The sequence below is a fragment of the Kaistella haifensis DSM 19056 genome, from assembly GCF_000735695.2.
Classification (GTDB): domain Bacteria; phylum Bacteroidota; class Bacteroidia; order Flavobacteriales; family Weeksellaceae; genus Kaistella; species Kaistella haifensis.
The window spans coordinates 25,901-43,395 of record NZ_JASZ02000002.1 but is presented as its reverse complement, the minus strand read 5'-3'; the positions used below and the strand labels follow the sequence as shown (position 1 = coordinate 43,395).

General features: G+C 38.4%; 14 protein-coding genes. 6 read left to right on the top strand and 8 right to left on the bottom strand.

The features are described 5' to 3' along the window. Positions 1 to 5 precede the first annotated feature (5 nt). The 3 genes from sufC (at position 6) to AP75_RS01455 (ending at position 2,779) form a co-directional block, all read left to right on the top strand. The gene (gene sufC, locus AP75_RS01465; protein WP_031501242.1) at positions 6 to 749 is read left to right on the top strand and encodes a Fe-S cluster assembly ATPase SufC; all 744 of its coding nucleotides are present in this window, start codon (positions 6 to 8) and stop codon (positions 747 to 749) included. A gap of 46 nt (positions 750 to 795) precedes the next feature. Next, positions 796 to 2,103 (top strand): Fe-S cluster assembly protein SufD, encoded by a 1,308-nt coding sequence (gene sufD / locus AP75_RS01460; RefSeq protein WP_031501241.1) that lies wholly within the window; start codon positions 796 to 798, stop codon positions 2,101 to 2,103. Between the two features lie 169 nt (positions 2,104 to 2,272). Further along, positions 2,273 to 2,779: a hypothetical protein gene (locus tag AP75_RS01455; protein WP_031501240.1), complete on the top strand. Its 507-nt coding sequence runs from the start codon at positions 2,273 to 2,275 to the stop codon at positions 2,777 to 2,779. Here the strand turns inward: AP75_RS01455 and scpA are convergent. From scpA to AP75_RS01435, 4 genes are all read right to left on the bottom strand, one after another. Continuing rightward, positions 2,776 to 4,893, bottom strand: a complete 2,118-nt coding sequence (gene scpA / locus AP75_RS01450; RefSeq protein WP_031501239.1) for a methylmalonyl-CoA mutase — start codon at positions 4,891 to 4,893, stop codon at positions 2,776 to 2,778. The two genes, AP75_RS01455 and scpA, sit on opposite strands and share 4 nt — an antisense overlap. Positions 4,894 to 5,080: 187 nt before the next feature. After that, entirely contained in the window at positions 5,081 to 6,166 is a 1,086-nt protein-coding gene (gene prfA / locus AP75_RS01445) for a peptide chain release factor 1 (RefSeq protein WP_088263444.1), read from the bottom strand. A 284-nt stretch (positions 6,167 to 6,450) separates the two neighbouring features. After that, entirely contained in the window at positions 6,451 to 6,735 is a 285-nt protein-coding gene (locus AP75_RS01440; protein ID WP_031501238.1) for a hypothetical protein, read from the bottom strand. A gap of 95 nt (positions 6,736 to 6,830) precedes the next feature. Next, positions 6,831 to 8,438 carry a fumarate hydratase gene (locus tag AP75_RS01435; RefSeq protein WP_088263443.1) on the bottom strand — a complete coding sequence of 536 codons (1,608 nt, stop codon included), beginning with the start codon at positions 8,436 to 8,438 and terminating at the stop codon, positions 6,831 to 6,833. 250 nt (positions 8,439 to 8,688) lie between these two features. Here AP75_RS01435 and AP75_RS01430 point away from each other — a divergent pair, with 250 nt between their 5' ends. Together AP75_RS01430 and AP75_RS01425 are read left to right on the top strand one after the other, a co-directional pair. Next, positions 8,689 to 9,675: a DNA/RNA non-specific endonuclease gene (locus AP75_RS01430; RefSeq protein WP_143755763.1), complete on the top strand. Its 987-nt coding sequence runs from the start codon at positions 8,689 to 8,691 to the stop codon at positions 9,673 to 9,675. A gap of 2 nt (positions 9,676 to 9,677) precedes the next feature. Further along, positions 9,678 to 10,376, top strand: a complete 699-nt coding sequence (locus tag AP75_RS01425; protein ID WP_088263442.1) for a hypothetical protein — start codon at positions 9,678 to 9,680, stop codon at positions 10,374 to 10,376. 427 nt (positions 10,377 to 10,803) lie between these two features. Here AP75_RS01425 and AP75_RS01420 read toward each other — a convergent pair whose 3' ends face one another. Further along, the gene (locus AP75_RS01420) at positions 10,804 to 11,880 is read right to left on the bottom strand and encodes a helix-turn-helix transcriptional regulator (RefSeq protein WP_031501264.1); all 1,077 of its coding nucleotides are present in this window, start codon (positions 11,878 to 11,880) and stop codon (positions 10,804 to 10,806) included. A 116-nt stretch (positions 11,881 to 11,996) separates the two neighbouring features. On the opposite strand from AP75_RS01420, the gene fumC reads away from it, so the two are divergent. Further along, the gene (fumC, locus tag AP75_RS01415) at positions 11,997 to 13,379 is read left to right on the top strand and encodes a class II fumarate hydratase (RefSeq protein WP_031501263.1); all 1,383 of its coding nucleotides are present in this window, start codon (positions 11,997 to 11,999) and stop codon (positions 13,377 to 13,379) included. A gap of 135 nt (positions 13,380 to 13,514) precedes the next feature. On the opposite strand, the gene AP75_RS01410 is transcribed toward fumC, so the two are convergent. From AP75_RS01410 to coaBC, 3 genes are all read right to left on the bottom strand, one after another. Beyond that, positions 13,515 to 15,164, bottom strand: coding sequence for a DNA repair protein RecN (locus AP75_RS01410; RefSeq protein WP_088263441.1), 1,650 nt, complete (start codon positions 15,162 to 15,164; stop codon positions 13,515 to 13,517). A 120-nt stretch (positions 15,165 to 15,284) separates the two neighbouring features. Further along, positions 15,285 to 16,190, bottom strand: a complete 906-nt coding sequence (gene porD, locus AP75_RS01405; protein WP_031501266.1) for a type IX secretion system protein PorD — start codon at positions 16,188 to 16,190, stop codon at positions 15,285 to 15,287. A 36-nt stretch (positions 16,191 to 16,226) separates the two neighbouring features. Next, a complete protein-coding gene (gene coaBC / locus AP75_RS01400; protein ID WP_088263440.1) occupies positions 16,227 to 17,432 on the bottom strand; it encodes a bifunctional phosphopantothenoylcysteine decarboxylase/phosphopantothenate--cysteine ligase CoaBC in 1,206 nt (401 codons plus the stop codon). Positions 17,433 to 17,495: the final 63 nt, after the last annotated feature.

Sequence of the window (17,495 nt, the reverse complement as noted above, 5' to 3'; positions counted from 1 at the left end):
ATATTATGCTAAATATCAATAATTTACACGCGAAAATTGAAGACGGTGTAGAAATTTTAAAAGGAATCAACTTACAAATAAATCCGGGTGAAGTTCACGCGATTATGGGACCCAACGGAGCAGGAAAATCTACCCTTTCATCGGTTATTGCCGGGAAAGAAGATTACGAAGTAACAGAAGGAGAAATCCTTTTCGAAGGGGAAAATATTAGCGAAGATGCACCGGAAGAACGCGCTCACAAAGGAATTTTCCTTTCTTTTCAATATCCGGTAGAAATTCCTGGAGTTTCCGTAACCAACTTTATTAAAGCGGCATTAAACGAAACCAGAAAAGCAAACGGTTTGGAAGAAATGCCTGCTAAAGAAATGTTGGCTTTAATCCGTGAAAACTCTGAAAAATTGGGCATTAAAAGAGATTTCCTTTCAAGATCTTTGAACGAAGGATTCTCCGGAGGCGAGAAAAAAAGAAACGAAATCTTCCAAATGATGATGCTGAATCCGAAATTGGCGATTCTTGATGAAACCGATTCCGGTTTGGATATCGACGCACTCAGAATTGTTGCCGATGGAGTAAATTCTTTCCGAAACGAAGGCAACGCAGTTTTGCTTATCACTCATTACCAAAGGCTTTTAGATTATATTCAACCCGATTTTGTGCATGTTTTGGCAGACGGAAAAATTATTAAAACCGGCGACAAAAACTTAGCGCTCGAACTCGAAGAAAAAGGCTACGACTGGCTTTTAAATTAATTATTTCGATTTTTTTACAACGCCTTTGCGTTAAAACAAGTACAAAATGGCTTTATTAGAAAATATAAAAAATAATCACCCGGCTTTTTTAGAAACCCTTAAACACCGTTTCCTTGATAATCAGCGCCATGCAGCGTTGAATAAATTCTTAGAACTGGGAATTCCTACCAAAAAAGACGAAGAATACAGATACACCAATTTGCGCGAAATTACGGAGAAAGACTATAATTTTTTCCCTACAGAAACGCATACCATCAGTAAAGAGCAAATTGCCCAGCTTCACCTTGGGGAAGAAAATTTCGACTGGATTGTCTTTATTAATGGGCAATTGCACAAAGAGCTCTCTAAAATTTCAATTGAAAATGTAGAGTTTCTGTCTTTCAATTTTGCTCTAAATGATGAAAAACACCGCGAGGTTTTCGATAATTATTTCAACACCATAGCAGCGAAGGATTTGGCTTTCACCAATTTGAATGAAGCATTCTGCAAACACGGTTTTTTCCTAAAAGTTCCGAAAAATATGGTCATCGAAAAACCGATTCATGTTTTTTATATCTCTCAAAATCAGGAAGAAAATACCTTTTACAACACCAGAAATTTACTCATCGCAGAAGAGGGTTCCAAAGTTGAAATCATCGAAAGTCACCACAATTTCGACGATACTTTTGTTTTCACCAACTCGGTAACCGAAATTTTCACTTACCAAAATGCAAAAGCAGATTGGCATAAAGTGCAAAATGACAACGATACTTCTTATTTGATGGATCATACTTTCGCAAAACAAGAACGCGATAGTTTGACCACAGTAAACACCTTTAGTTTCGGCGGAAAACTCGTGAGAAACAACCTTAGTTTCATTCATAACGGCGAAAATATCAACTCGTTTATGAACGGAATTACGATTATCGGTGGCGAGCAAACCGTGGATCATCACACCGCAGTTCACCACAAAACCCCGAATTGCGAAAGTTACCAGAACTATAAAGGAATTTATAAAGACAAATCGCACGGCGTTTTCAACGGGAAAGTTTTCGTAGATAAAATTGCTCAAAAAACCAATGCTTATCAACAAAATAACAATGTTTTGCTTAGCGAAGGTGCGTCAATCGATACCAAACCGCAGCTCGAAATTTTCGCTGATGATGTGAAATGTTCGCACGGCTGTACCGTAGGTCAGCTTAATGAGGATGCGCTTTTCTACCTTCGAGCGCGCGGAATTTCCAAGAAAGAGGCACAGGCACTACTGCTCTACGCTTTTGCTAATGACGCAATGGAAAACATCGATATCGAACCACTTAAAGTGAAAATTTCTAAACTACTCGCCGAAAAACTCGAAGTGGAATTAGAATTTTAGAAAAATAGAAAACGTGTTTAGGCACGTTTTTTTTATTATTTTTGGGCGGACATTCGCGCTATCCGCTACTACTCCTCAGTCGGCGGCTCCACTTCGCTCCGCCGCCTCCTTGTGGGGTAACCGCTACTATCGCGGCCGCAGATTCGTCATCTAAATAAAAACCCGAACCATGAATTTAGAAAACATCAACGATCACCTCGAAGCTTATAAAAACCACGATCAAATCATCGACGCAGCAGAATTTATCATCAGTACTTTTGGTTTGGAGCATGATAATTTTGCAGGTTTTGGCTTCCGACCGGAGTTGGAACCCGACCGAATTTTGCTCACCGCAGAAGGCGAAATTGGTGACCGACAAATGGTGATGATTCCTAAAAACCTATTCGATTTCGACCTCAATTTAGTCGTGAATATGTTGGCACATGAGATGTTGCACGTTCGCCAAAAAGCGCCGGAAAATTTGATCGAAGACAAAAACGAGCGCGAGTTTCAGGCATATTACGAAATGCTTTTCCACAAATTTTTCCCGAATGTTCCCGACGTTTCGGATTTTCACAAGAAATTTTTCGGCGGGAAAGCCCTTGAGTACTACAAAAGAATGGGAGAGGGTTCCGAATTGCAAAACAAATACGCCGAACAAAAATTGGAAGTAGAGCATTTAATTAGCTCCATTTAATCCAGCATTTTTTTTAAAATTTCACAAGCTGATTTCGGTAAATTGGTTCCCGGTCCGAAAATATGATCGGCTCCGTTTTCGTATAGAAAATCGTAATCTTGTTGTGGAATCACACCACCCACAACGATGGTAATATCGTCTGCACCCAATTTTTTCAATTCTTCAACAACTTGAGGAACCAAAGTTTTATGACCCGCCGCAAGCGAAGAAACGCCCAGAATGTGAATATCATTTTCTACCGCCTGTTTGGCGACTTCTTCCGGAGTTTGGAAAAGCGGAGCAACATCCACATCAAATCCCATATCGGCAAATGCGGTCGCTACTACTTTTGCTCCACGGTCGTGCCCGTCCTGACCCATTTTTGCCACCATAATTCTTGGTCGGCGACCTTCCTGATCTTCAAATTTTTGTGTCAAAGCAACTGCTTTTTCAAAATATTCGTTTTTACCTGCATTCATTGCGTAAACTCCTTGTATGGTTCTGATATTAGCTTTGTAGCGTCCGAAACTTTCTTCCATCGCATCGCTCATTTCTCCCAAAGTTACTCTTCTTCTCGCTGCTTCGATGCAGATTTCTAGTAGATTTCCTGTTCCTGTTTTGGCGGATTCTTTTAGTTTTTCAATGATTTCGGCTACTTTTTCTGCATTTCTTTCCGCTTTTATCTGGTTGAGTCTTTCGATTTGTTTTCGGCGAACTTCGGAATTATCGATGTCTAAAATATCGAGTTCCATTTGTTTTTGGGTAGATTTAAATGAATTGACACCGATTATAAACTCCTCGCCACTATCGATTTTTGCTTGTTTTTTAGCAGCAGCTTCCTCGATTCTCATTTTCGGGATTCCGGCTTCGATGGCTTTGGTCATTCCACCTTCTTTTTCTACTTCATCGATGTATTTCATGGCTTCATCAATCATTTGCTGGGTTAAACTTTCCACCAAATGACTTCCGCCCATGGGATCGACCACATCGCAAATTCCGCTTTCTTGTTGAAGAATAATCTGGGTATTTCTCGCAATTTTTGCAGAGTAATCTGTTGGCAAAGCAATCGCTTCGTCCAATGCATTGGTGTGTAAAGATTGTGTTCCTCCCAAAGCAGCAGAAAGCGCTTCGATTGCCGTTCTCGTAATATTATTGAAAGGTTCTTGCTCGGTTAAACTCCAACCGGATGTTTGGGAATGGGTTCTTAAAGCTAAAGATTTTTGGTTTTGTGGGTTGAACTGGGTTAAAAGATTTGCCCAAATATATCTTGCAGCGCGCATTTTTGCGATCTCCATGAAATGGTTCATGCCGATGGCCCAGAAAAATGATAATCTCGGCGCGAAATCGTCGATTTTCATGCCGGCTTTAATTCCTGTTCTAATGTATTCCAAACCGTCGGCTAAAGTATATGCCATTTCCAAAACCGGAGTCGCACCGGCTTCTTGCATGTGATAACCTGAAATTGAAATGGAATTAAACTTCGGGATATTTTTAGAAGTGTATTCAAAAATATCGGCGATGATTTTCATCGATGGAGTGGGTGGATAAATGTAGGTGTTTCGCACCATAAATTCCTTCAAAATATCATTCTGAATGGTGCCGGAAAGTTGATCTTGAGAAACGCCTTGCTCTTCTGCTGCTACAATGTAAAATGCTAGAATAGGCAAAACCGCACCATTCATCGTCATCGAAACCGAGATTTCATCCAAAGGAATTTCATTAAACAAAATCTTCATATCCTCTACGGAATCAATGGCTACACCGGCTTTTCCTACGTCGCCCACCACTCTAGGATGGTCGGAATCATACCCTCTGTGGGTCGCCAAATCGAATGCAACCGACAAACCTTTTTGTCCCGCCGCGAGGTTTCTTCGGTAAAATGCATTGGATTCTTCAGCGGTTGAAAATCCTGCGTATTGCCGAATGGTCCAAGGTTTTTGAACATACATCGTCGAATAAGGTCCGCGCAAATATGGAGCAATTCCCGCCGAATATTTCTTATCAGTTAAAGATTTCGAGTCGGCTTCGGTGTAAGCAGATTTCATTTCCAAACCGTCTTTTTCAAAAAAGTAAGGAACTTGATCTTTGGAATCAACTGAAAAATCGGGGTTTTGAATTTGTATTTTTTTGCGCATTACCGTGGGCTTTGTAAAAAAGTAAAGTTACGCATTTTCGCGAAAATTTCTTAATGAAAAGTTTATTTAGAAAAAGGTCTTATTATAATGATGACATGAAAGCTTTGTATTTATTCAAATTGATTTTTAGACATTAAAAAACTCCCATTTTGCAATGAGAGTTTTACTATTATTTTTTAGTTGAGGTTTAATAATTATCCTCTTCGCCTTTCATTTTCTCGGCATTTTCTGCCATGATTACCGCGTCGATCATTTCTTGCATATCCCCGTTCATGTAGGCATCCAAATTATAAATCGATTTGTTCACTCGGTGATCGGTAACCCGTCCTTGCGGATAATTGTAGGTTTTAATTTTTGCGGAACGGTCGCCAGTTGAAACCATGGTTTTTCTCTGTGCAGCGATATCTCCCTGAACTTTTTGCAATTCAATATCGTACAACTTCGTTCTAAGCATTTCCATCGCCAATTCCCGGTTAGCCAACTGCGATCTTGCCTGCTGACAAACCACCACCAGACCGGAAGGCTTGTGCGTCAACTGCACTTTTGTTTCTACTTTGTTTACGTTTTGTCCACCTGCACCTCCGGAACGCGAGGTCTGCATTTCGATATCGGCAGGATTCAGTTCAAAATCCACTTCTTCCGCTTCAGGCAGAACCGCAACGGTGATCGCTGAGGTGTGAACCCTTCCTTGGGATTCGGTTTCGGGAACACGCTGAACACGGTGAACTCCGGATTCGAATTTCATAATTCCGTAAACGCCTTCACCTTCTACCTTCATAATGAGTTCCTTGTACCCCTTGGAAGCTTCGTTGGAATCGGTAATTTCGTGTCTCCATCCTTTTGTTTTAAAATACATGGAGTAAGCTCTGTATACATCCTCGACAAAAATTGCAGCTTCATCGCCGCCGGTACCTGCGCGCAATTCGATGATGACGTTTTTATCATCTGCTGGGTCTTTTGGAATTAAAAGAACTTTCAGCTGTTCCTCGAAACCCGGAATTTTCTGAATGGCTTCATTTTTTTCCATTTTGGCCATTTCTACGAATTCTTTATCTGAGCCATCTGCGATGATTTCATCAGATTCTTCGATGGTTTTCAAAGCTTGTTTGTACTGATCGAAAACCGCAACGATTTTTCCCAAATCGCTGTATTCTTTATTCAGCGAGGAGTATTTTTTCTGGTCGGAAATTACGTCGGGTTGAATAATCAAATCTGCTACTTCATTGTAGCGCTGCTTTATGGCTTCTAATTTTGGAATCAGTGACTTTGACATTGTGGAATTTTTGTGGGTGCAAAGATAGGAAAAAAGCAGAAAACAATATTTCTCCCCTGAGAACAACGGTACTTAATTATAGCCCGGATTGAAACGGCATCCTTTTGCGGAGCGCAGCGGAGCAAAAGATAGAGTGGAAAGCCGGTGTTTATATGGAAAGGAAAACGTAAAGCGTTGCTCCCAAAAAAAAATCAGCCTCTAAAAAATTAGAGACTGACTGTATATATGATTTTGCTTTGTGACTGCTTTTCCCGGAAATTAAAGTGGGAGAGCAGTGACATCAACTAGTGATGACCGTGGCTGTCGTGGCTGTGCAAGAATGGACCGTGCCCTTTTGGATTGCTGTACGCCAATTCTACACCTTCTTGTTCTGTAAGCGTTTTTCTTCTGATATCTTCAGGATCGAAAGGTTCGGTTTTGCCGAAATATTCCATCAAACCGGAAGTTAACCAAATTGGGATTACATATCCGAAGAACATGAAAATACACCAGAATCCTACTAGGAACATGCATACGAAATATACGGTCCAAAGAAACTGATAAAACGGGAAAAATGCTGATAACATCATTATTGTAATAGATTTTAGGCAAAAGTAGGATATTTTTTGTTTTTAGACAAAAGATTTTACTGATTTTTGCGATGCAATATTGTTTTTAAAGATTATTAATGTGCAATTGATGCAAAGAAATCGTTTCCTTTATCATCTGAAATAATGAAGGCCGGGAAATTTTCAATCTCAATTTTTCTTACAGCTTCCATTCCGAGTTCTTCAAAATCGACAATTTCTACCGATTTGATATTCTCTTTTGCTAAAATAGCAGATGGTCCACCGATGGAACCGAGATAAAAACCGCCGTATTTTGCACAAGCATCGGTTACTTCTTTGCTTCTGTTTCCTTTGGCCAACATAATCATGCTTCCACCATGGCTTTGGAATTCGTCCACATAAACATCCATTCTTCCTGCGGTAGTAGGACCGAAACTTCCAGAAGCCATTCCTTCAGGAGTTTTAGCAGGACCTGCGTAGTAAATCGGGTGGTTTTTGAAATATTCAGGCATTGGTTTTCCGCTGTCGAGCAGTTCTTTGATTTTTGCATGAGCAATATCTCGCGCAACAATTAAAGTTCCGTTGAGACTCAAACGCGTTTTAATTGGGTATTGAGACAATTCTGCTAAAATCTCAGGCATCGGTTTGTTAAGATCGATGGAAACTGCTTTCTCCAAATGAGGCGGAGTTTCAGGCAAAAATCTCTTCGGATTGGTTTCCAATTGTTCCAAGAAAATCCCATCGCGGGTGATTTTTCCTTTGATATTTCGGTCGGCAGAACAAGAAACTCCCATTCCGACTGGGCAAGAAGCAGCGTGACGAGGCAAACGGATAACGCGAACATCGTGCGTTAAATATTTCCCGCCAAACTGAGCTCCGATGGAACTTTCTTGGCAAATTTGCTGAACTCTTTTTTCCCACTCCAAATCGCGGAATGCTTGTCCGCCCATGTTTCCTTCAGTTGGAAGATGGTCATAATAACCCGCGCTGGCTTTTTTCACAACTGCTAAGTTGGCTTCAGCCGATGTTCCCCCGATTACTAATGCTAAGTGATATGGTGGGCAAGCCGCAGTTCCCAAATCCATGATTCTTTCGCGAATAAAAGCTTCCAGTGAGCTGTCATTCAGTAAAGATTTAGTTTTCTGGTAAAGAAAGGTTTTGTTTGCAGAGCCGCCGCCTTTTGCGAGGAAAAGAAATTTATATTCTTCGCCTTTTGTGGCATAAATATCAATCTGTGCCGGAAGATTCGATCCGGAGTTTTTCTCTTCAAACATCGTTAATGGAACAACTTGCGAATATCTTAAATTCCTGTTTTGGTAAGTATTGTAAATCCCTCGGGAAATCCATTCGGCATCCACAGCACCGGTGTACACGTTTTCCCCTTTTTGGGCAACACAAATTGCAGTTCCTGTATCCTGACAACTCGGCAAAGCGCCTTCAACAGCTACTGCAGCATTTTGCAACAAATTATAGGCAACAAAACGATCGTTGTCCGTTGCTTCAGGATCGTCGATGATGTTGCGAAGTTTCTGTAAATGGGATGATCGAAGCATAAAAGAAACATCAGCCAAAGCATGTTCAGCGAGAAGTTCCAACGCTCTTGGATCTACGGTAAGAATTTCTCTACCGCCGAGGTATTCTATTTTTAAATATTCAGAACTAAGTTTTTTGTATTGGGTATCGTCTTTTAGAATAGGAAAAGGTTCCTGGTATTGAAATTCCATTTTTTATTAAACTTTTTTGAGAGTGTAAAAATACTAAAATTATGTCTTTAATTATTATAGACAATTAGGTTTGTGGTGTGTTTTGCTTTACTAATTGTTGTAGGATAAAAGAAAGTAAGTATTTTTGGGGAAGATTACAAAGCTACGTAACAACGTTTCTAAATATGTTGCCAAACTACTTAATAAAGATAAGATATACCTTTCTCTGCACGCTACATCAGACGGTGGATTTATTGTAGATGGAGAAGTCTTGGATGCTGAACAGTTTGGAGAGTACCTTACTAAGAAATTGAATGAAGGAGGAAATGTAAACAAAGACATTGTTTTACTTTCTTGTAACGATTTAGAATCTGCAAAAGCATTAGCTGCCGCAACAGGTAAGAAAGTTTATACGACTGATGGTGCTATCACTGTATTTGAAAACGGTATCCGTCGTGCAGACGGCTCAGAGTGGTATCAGATTAATCCTGATGGTACAAGCACCAAAATACAGCCACCTATTACAGAATGTGTGAACTGTACAGGGGAAGGTGTTGAGATGGGCAAATCGTTTGCAGGTAATCTTGATGCAAGCGTAGTGCAGGAGCTCAACAGTACTTTAGGAGCAACAAGAGTTACAGAATTGCTTGATATTACAAGACAGCTCCCAAGCACGTGGACGATTAAAAAAATTGACGGAAAACTTGTTTTAGTAGATAAAGACGGAAAAAGATGGGCTGAGATTCTGAACAACGAAATACGTGCTACAGGAGGTGATGCCGGACAGGGATGGAATAAGTTCCTTAATGTTGCACCACCACTGATGAAAAACTTCAGATATGTAGTTGATAATGGCAGATATGTTTTTGAAACTGATGAGATTGGTAGAGTAAATAAGGCGGTAATGGAAGATCTAGACTTCCATACAAGAGCAAGAAATGAAACCTATCAACAGGAAACTAAAAAAGTAAAAGATGGATATCCGAATGATGATGGTGGACATATTTTCAGAAATGAATGGGGAGGACCGAGTGAACAGATTAACTATTTTTCACAAAGTCCTGCGCAAAATAGAGCTGGAGGAGATTGGTATATTATGGAACAGGAGATATCTTTACTTAAGAAAAATAATCCTAGTTCAAAATATAAAGCAGAAATGGTTTTCGTTTTTGAAGGTAGCTCAAAACGCCCTACAAGTATGCGTGTAAGATTATCAGAAAATGGAGTTGTTAAGAAAAACTATTTAATTTCAAATTAATTATGGAAGAAGTATTAGATATTATAAATAAATTTTTCAAAGAAAAAGTTTGGGATAAAATTTTAATTGAAATAAATTTTACTGAAGCAGGTGGTTATGAGCCACAACTTACAGTAATTAAAGGTGAAGAAAAATCTTTATGGGGAGAGTTTGAATTGTTCGATATAGCTGATATAATACATAAAAGACAAAAAGGACTATTAAATACATCAGAAAAATTTAACAAGGCTAAAATTGAGATTTATCCTGATGGAACATTTTTAGAACATTACTGGTGGGATTCTGGTCTACAAAAGCAAAACCTGTTAAATTATGCACAAGTATTTTATCAATGGGCAAATGACAGGATGATGTCTATGATATTTGAATTTGAAAAAGATAATAATCTTTTACCCACTCAATATGACGGAGATGGAGATTTAGAATATCTAAGTTCTTGGGATAGTGGAGTTTTTACTTTTCATATTAATGATAAAAATGAGTTAGAATATAAAATTATCCTAACGAAAGATGGTAAGGAAAGAATATTAGAAATGCCTTTGAAAGATTATTTTATTGAAGGAATTTTAGAACATCATAAGATTACCAATACAGAACTTTCAGATGAATGGAAACCTTGGAATACTATGGTTTTGAAATCGCCACATAATGATATTCCTTATGACAAGAGAGATGAGTTTGTGAGTTATATTTTGGAATAGATATTTTTATTAATATGAGTTTAAATTATTTGTCGTTAGTTGATGCAATTCATAACTTATCATTAGCCGTAGTTTCTGCTAATCAAATAGGAGTTAGATTCGAAGTATATCTAATAAAAATTCATTATAAATCTATTATTTCTCCAATAATCTATTGGACTTATATTGGAGTTATATTGGACTTATAATGGAGTTACTCCGAACCAAACCCCTAGTTGAGATGAAGATGATATGAATAAAAGGATCCTCTATTAGCTAAATAGATTTGGCTAATCTTGTTGGTGAATTCTGTTAAATGTTTTTGAAAATTGTATTAGGATAAGAAAAAAATCCTTGGGACATCATAGAAAAAAAGCGCAGAAAAATAATTTCCTGCACCTTTTCTCATCATTTGTGATTGGTGACGCAAATATAAAACCTTTGTTTGTCAAATTTTGTCAACCACCTCACCCGGAAGAAATGTATTATTGGAAATAATGGGTGAATCTGATTCATAGGATGCCAATATCTCGTGGTGTTTTTCGATGACTAGGTCTTTTAAGATGTTTGGTTTCAGTACTTTAGCGTTGCTCATCCATTGAAAAATCCAGCCAACCAATTCGCGGTTGATTCCGCAACGAAGCTTCATCAGATAATCCCCGTTTTCCTGCTGAGTAATGCTTTGTGAATGATGCCAAAAGTGATGGGTAATGAATTCTCCCGTGAATTCCGAAAATTCTATTTCGATATCATAGATTTCATGATCCATATTTGCGGTGATCCCGAAGCGGTTCTGCATCTCGTTTTCCAGCGTTGCCAACAGTTTTTTGTTGTCGAACATATTGTTGGTGAGGTGGTATTTTTTAATTTGGTTCAGCGCAATAATCATCATTTTGCCTTTTTCTTTCATAAAACCCGAAAGATGAATCACCCCACGATGATAAAGGACTTGCAAAGGCAAAAACACCAACGGATATTGTATGGATTTTGGAATCGAAGTATAATCGTAATCCACCTCCAGAATTTCCATTTCTCTTTTATTTTGAATGCTCCAGATGGTGTCATTCAAGGTTTTTTGAAAATCATCCAAAGTCAGAAGTTCATAGAAATAGGTATTGGAAATCTGTTGTTCGGCGAAAATGGAGAAGTCTTCGAAATTGCTTTTGCTGTAATTTTTGTAAAAAAGATTCTCAATGCGGTCAAACGTAGCTTCGCGGGATTTCACCAAAGGTAGCGGCATCAAATTTTTAAAAAGCAAATAGCTGTGAAGGTCGAATTCACTGAGTTTTGTGGTGCTTTCATCATATTCGATTTTCCATGTTTTCTTGTTTTTTTCGCCTTCCGTGATGATGAGTTTTTCATCGGGCATCATCATGTGTTCAAGATCGTCTAAATATCGGTACAAGGTTCTCTCGGAAATGGAAAGTTCGTTGGCTTTGATCCATTTTTTCATAATATCGATATTTACCGGACCGCGCTTCAAACGACTGTAAACTCTCAATAGGTTTTCTGATTTCTTTGGCATAAAATTCTTTTCTCACTCAAATTTAATTAATATTTTACAATCAATGAAATCTTATTTTGCTTTTTCTTTCTCATCAAAAATGAAAATCGTAACTTTAGTTGATCAATTTAATTACAATGAAATTTAGAACAGAACACGATACAATGGGCGATGTACAGGTGCCCGCAGAGAAATTTTGGGGAGCGCAAACCGAGCGTTCAAGAAATAATTTCAAAATAGGTCCGGAAGCTTCTATGCCACATGAAATTATCGAAGCTTTTGCCATTTTGAAAAAAGCAGCGGCTTTTACGAATTGTGAATTGGGCGTGCTTTCCGAAGAAAAAAGGGATATGATTGCCAAAGTTTGCGATGAAATTTTAGAAGGAAAACTCAATGATCAATTTCCGCTGGTGATTTGGCAAACCGGTTCCGGGACGCAGAGTAATATGAATGTGAACGAAGTGATTTCCAACAAAGCTCATGTGAATAATGGTGGAGTTTTGGGCGAGAAATCAATTATTCATCCGAATGATGATGTGAATAAATCCCAAAGTTCAAACGATACTTTTCCCACTGCAATGCACATTGCTGCTTATAAAAAAGTGGTTGAGCATACGTTGCCGGCTGTTAAAAAACTCAGAGATACGCTTCACGCTAAATCTGAAGAATTTAAAAATATCGTGAAAATCGGAAGAACTCATTTGATGGATGCTACACCATTAACGCTGGGTCAAGAATTTTCCGGTTATGTGGCTCAACTCGATTACGCGATGAAGGCCATTACCAATACGCTCGATCATTTACAGGAAATTGCACTTGGCGGAACTGCTGTTGGGACCGGACTCAATACTCCGAAAGATTATGATGTTACCGTAGCAAAATACATTTCAGAATTCACAGATTTACCTTTTGTAACGGCTCCTAATAAGTTTGAAGCGCTCGCTGCACACGATGCAATTGTGGAATCTCACGGAGCATTGAAGCAGCTTGCAGTGTCATTATACAAAATCGCGCAGGATATTCGTTTGCTGGCTTCCGGACCGAGATGTGGTATCGGTGAGATCTTGATTCCTGAAAACGAACCCGGCTCTTCGATCATGCCCGGAAAAGTAAATCCGACACAAAATGAAGCAATGACGATGGTTTGCGCACAAGTTTTGGGAAATGATACCACGATTTCTTTCGCAGGAACTCAGGGAAATTATGAATTAAATGTTTTCAAACCAGTGATGGCGTACAATTTCTTGCAATCTGCTCAACTTTTGGGCGATGCTTGTATTTCTTTTAATGATCATTGTGCGGTAGGAATTGAACCCAATTTGTCAAGAATTAAAGAGTTAGTAGATCAATCATTGATGTTGGTTACTGCCCTAAATCCGCATATTGGTTACGAAAATGCGGCAAAAATTGCCAAAGCTGCACATAAAAACGGAACTACTTTGAAGCAAGAAGCGGTGAATCTCGGTTTGCTCACTGCGGAACAGTTTGATGAATGGGTGAAACCTGAAGACATGGTGTAAAAAACTGAAAATTATTCGGAAATATTAAGAAAAATAAATCACCGCGGTGTTAATAAAAATAATCGTGGCAACAGGAAAAATACCGCAGTGATTTTAAATTTTGTTGAGGTAAAATATTCTTTTTTGGAAGAAAAGTTATTTCATTAATTCTTTCGCCTGAGAAATTGCCGCGTCTGTGATCTTGCTTCCAGAAAGCAATTGCGCAATTTCTTGAAGTTTTTGGTCATCGCTTAGCGGCAAAATCGTCGATTGTGTTTTTCCGGAAACATCATCTTTCATTACTTTGTAATTGTTGTTGCCTTTTGCTGCGACTTGCGCAAGGTGAGTAATGACGATTAATTGCATATTTTCGGACATTTCGCGCATTACATTTCCCATTTCTTCAGCGACTTTTCCGGAAACTCCTGTATCGATTTCATCTAAAATCAAAGTTGGCAGTTCAGCGTTTTCTGCCATAATTTTCTTTACGGAAAGCATTACTCGAGATCTTTCACCACCGGAAATTGCCGACTGAATTGGCTTTATTGGAAACCCGGAATTGGCCTGAAACATCAGCTGAATTTGTTCTTTCCCGAATGGATTGAAATTCTGGCTGTCTTTCAGTTCGACTTCGATTTTTGCTTTTTCTAAACCGAGTTGTTTCAGTAAAACTTCAATTTTTTTCACAAAATCCGGAGCAGATTTTTTTCGGTTGGCAGATAATTCTTTCGCTAACTTTTCTAAATGTTCAGAAGAAGCGTAAATTTTCTTTTCAACTTCGGAAATTCGGAATTCTAAGTCCACGAAAGTACCCTGCTCATTGGAAATTTCATCGCGAATCGCTTTCAGTTCATCGATAGAATTCGCATTGTGTTTCAGCAATAAAAGGTTAACCGTATTTAATTTTTGGTTCAATTCCGCAAGAATTTCAGGGCTGGTTTCCATTTTCTCAGCCTCATCCTGTAATTCAAAAAGAATGTCCTTGAATTCTACAAAATTCTCTTGAAATCTTTGGTTCAGCAATGTGAATTCATGGGAAAGTTCGGCAACTTTCGAAAGTTTTCCTTTCACATCGTTCAAAGAATCCAAAATCCCGATTTCTTCCGCATCGAGTTTGATGAAGATTTGAGAAAGATTTTCGGTGATGGTTTCGGCGTTTTCGTGGCGTTTCACCTGGCTTTGAAGTTCTTCCAAATCGATGAGATCCAAATTGGCTTCCAACAATTCATTCAACAAAAATGCTTTGTAATCACTTTCTTTATTGCCTTCGGAAAGTTGTTTTTTCAAGTTTTCGAGTTCATTTACCAATTTTTTATGCTCAGCAAATTCTTTTTGGTAAACGGAAATTAAGGTTTTATTCTTCGAAAGTCCGTCGATGATTCGGAATTGGTATTCTTCATCAAACAAATTGGAAGTTTCAAACTGCGAATGAATATCGATTAGTTTTGAAGAAAGCAACTTCAGCGTTTCCAAAGTTACGGGAACATCGTTGATGAAAGCACGGGATTTCCCGTTCGGTAACAGTTCGCGCCGGATCACAGTTTGGTTTTCGAAATCGAGGTCGTTTTCATCAAAAAAATTTCTGAAATTTTCGTTGATTAAAAATTCGGCTTCAACAATGCTTTTCGCTTCGGAATTTTGAAGGGATTTCGTGTCGGCTCTTTCTCCCAAAATCAAGCGCAAAGCTCCGAGAATAATTGATTTCCCAGCACCTGTTTCACCTGTAATTACCTGTAAACCTTTGTTTAAAGTAATTTCGAGGGAATCGATTAACGCGAAATTTTGAATGAAAATTCTTGAAAGCATGTTGATAAAAGCCGTTTACGAAATTATATTTACGAACTTGAAGCTGTAAATTTAAGGATTTTAAAGGGTATTAAAAAAAGAAGGACCGAAATAGCAGAACGAAATTTCGGAATGGTGGTTTTATTTCCACTTATTCCATTTGCTGTCGATTTCTCTCGGAGCCATTGTTACGAAAAGAGCTTTCAATTCGGTCATGTTCACGGTCGCATTGTTTCCGTTGCTGAAAATATCAAAAATTTCCTGTTTTTTGGTGTCGATGAAAAGATTCACCGGATAATTCATCTGGAAATTGTTTTCATAAGTTTTCAGTTGCAATAGCGCGTCAGCGATGATTTTCTTCGCTGATGATTGATCTTGCTTTCCGAGATTGTCCAAACCAGCGCGGTGATAGGTGTAGAATAGGTTTCTGAGCGTGTTTTGCTCTGGTTTTAGGATATTGTCGATCAATGCAGCTCTGGTTTTATTACCTTCGATGAGCGACCAGCCCGCAAAATTTTGGTTTTGCGAATTATTGGATATTTTCTGCGCTTTTTCAAACCATTCTTGACCGCCACGAACTCTGTAACTATCCCCGTCGTAACCTAAAATTGTGTAAACATAAAAACTGACTGCGTCGATGAGGTTTTTACCTGAAAATTGTCTCTCGTTGAAAACCAAATTCTCGTTCTCAGTATATTCAAAACCGAAATTGGTATCGTTGATGTTCAGTAAAGGAGATTCATAAGTAGTGTTAAAAACCGGTCGAACGGCTTGTACGATGATGTTACCACGGAAATTGTTGCTTCCTGTTCTTTCCGTAATTACGATTGCGAAATTGCATTTAATTTTCTCGAAATTCTGCAGTTTTTTTCCGGTCCAACTGGTGTAGTTAATGAAATCCCGAAGGTTTTTCTCTAAAGTTCTGTATACTTGATTGTTACTTCCTCCCAATTGCTGCGCGTTTACTTGCACGGTCGCCAAAAGTTCTTGGGAAAAACTTAGATTAAAGGAAAAAATGAGAATGAATATCGTAAAAAGTTTCTTCATGTTTTGGTAAAATTAAAGAACGGAAATTTAGGAATATTATTTCAAAATCTGTTCTTCTATACAATTTAATATATCGGTTGCTACTTCATCTTTTGATTTCAAGGTGAATTCTTTCATTTCTGTTTTGGTGAAAATCTTGATTTTGTTGGTATCGTTTTTGAAACCTGCGCCCTCATCACGAAGCGAATTGAGAACGATCATATCGAGATTTTTTTTCTGAAGTTTTCCTTTCGCATTTTCTTCTTCATTTTGAGTTTCCAGTGCAAAACCTACTAAAAATTGTTTATCTTTTTTATCGCCCATCGTTTTCAAAATATCCGGATTTTTCACCAATTCAATCGTCAATGAATCATCGTTTTTCTTAATTTTTTCTTTGGCAATTTCCTTCGGAGCATAATCAGCAACGGCCGCACTTGCAATTGCAATATCTACATTTTCATAATAATTGAAAACTTGCTCGTACATTTCTTTTGCGGAAGTAACTCGGTGAATTTCAATGTTTTGATGATGAATTTGCTGAGAACTCGGCCCGGAAATCAGAATAACTTTCGCTCCTCGATTTGCAGCTTCTTCGGCAATGGAAAATCCCATTTTCCCCGATGAATGATTTCCGATAAAACGCACAGGATCAATCGCTTCATACGTTGGTCCGGCGGTGATGAGTACGGTTTTTCCGGTTAAACTTTTTGTTTTTTGACTGGAATTAAAAAATGATTCGATTGTATTTGAAATGGTTTCTGGTTCCGTCATTCTTCCTTGTCCGACCAATCCACTTGCTAATTCGCCATTTTCTGCAGGAATAATAAAATGTCCGAAATCTTCAGCAAGTTCCATATTTTGCTTTGTAGAAGGATGTTGATACATATCCAAATCCATCGCAGGAGCAATAAAAACCGGACATTTCGCCGACATATAAGTCGCGATGACTAAATTATCACAAATCCCATGAACCATTTTACCCAAAGTATTCGCTGTGCACGGAGCGATAAGCATTAAATCTGCCCAAAGCGCAAACTCAACATGATTGTTCCACGTTCCATCTTTGGAATAAAAATCGGAGTAAACAGGTCTTTTGGAAAGTGTCGAAAGGGTAAGTTTTGATACGAAATTTTCCGCTGAAGGAGTCATCAAAACTTGAACTTCAGCGCCTTTTTTGATAAGGTCGCGGATGAGGTAATTGATTTTGTAAGCGGCAATTCCGCCGGATATACCAATGAGAATTTTTTTACCTTCTAGGATCATTAGTTTGAGATTTAGCTTGCACGAATTTAGTTAAAAATTTAAAAGGTAGAAGAATAAAAAAAT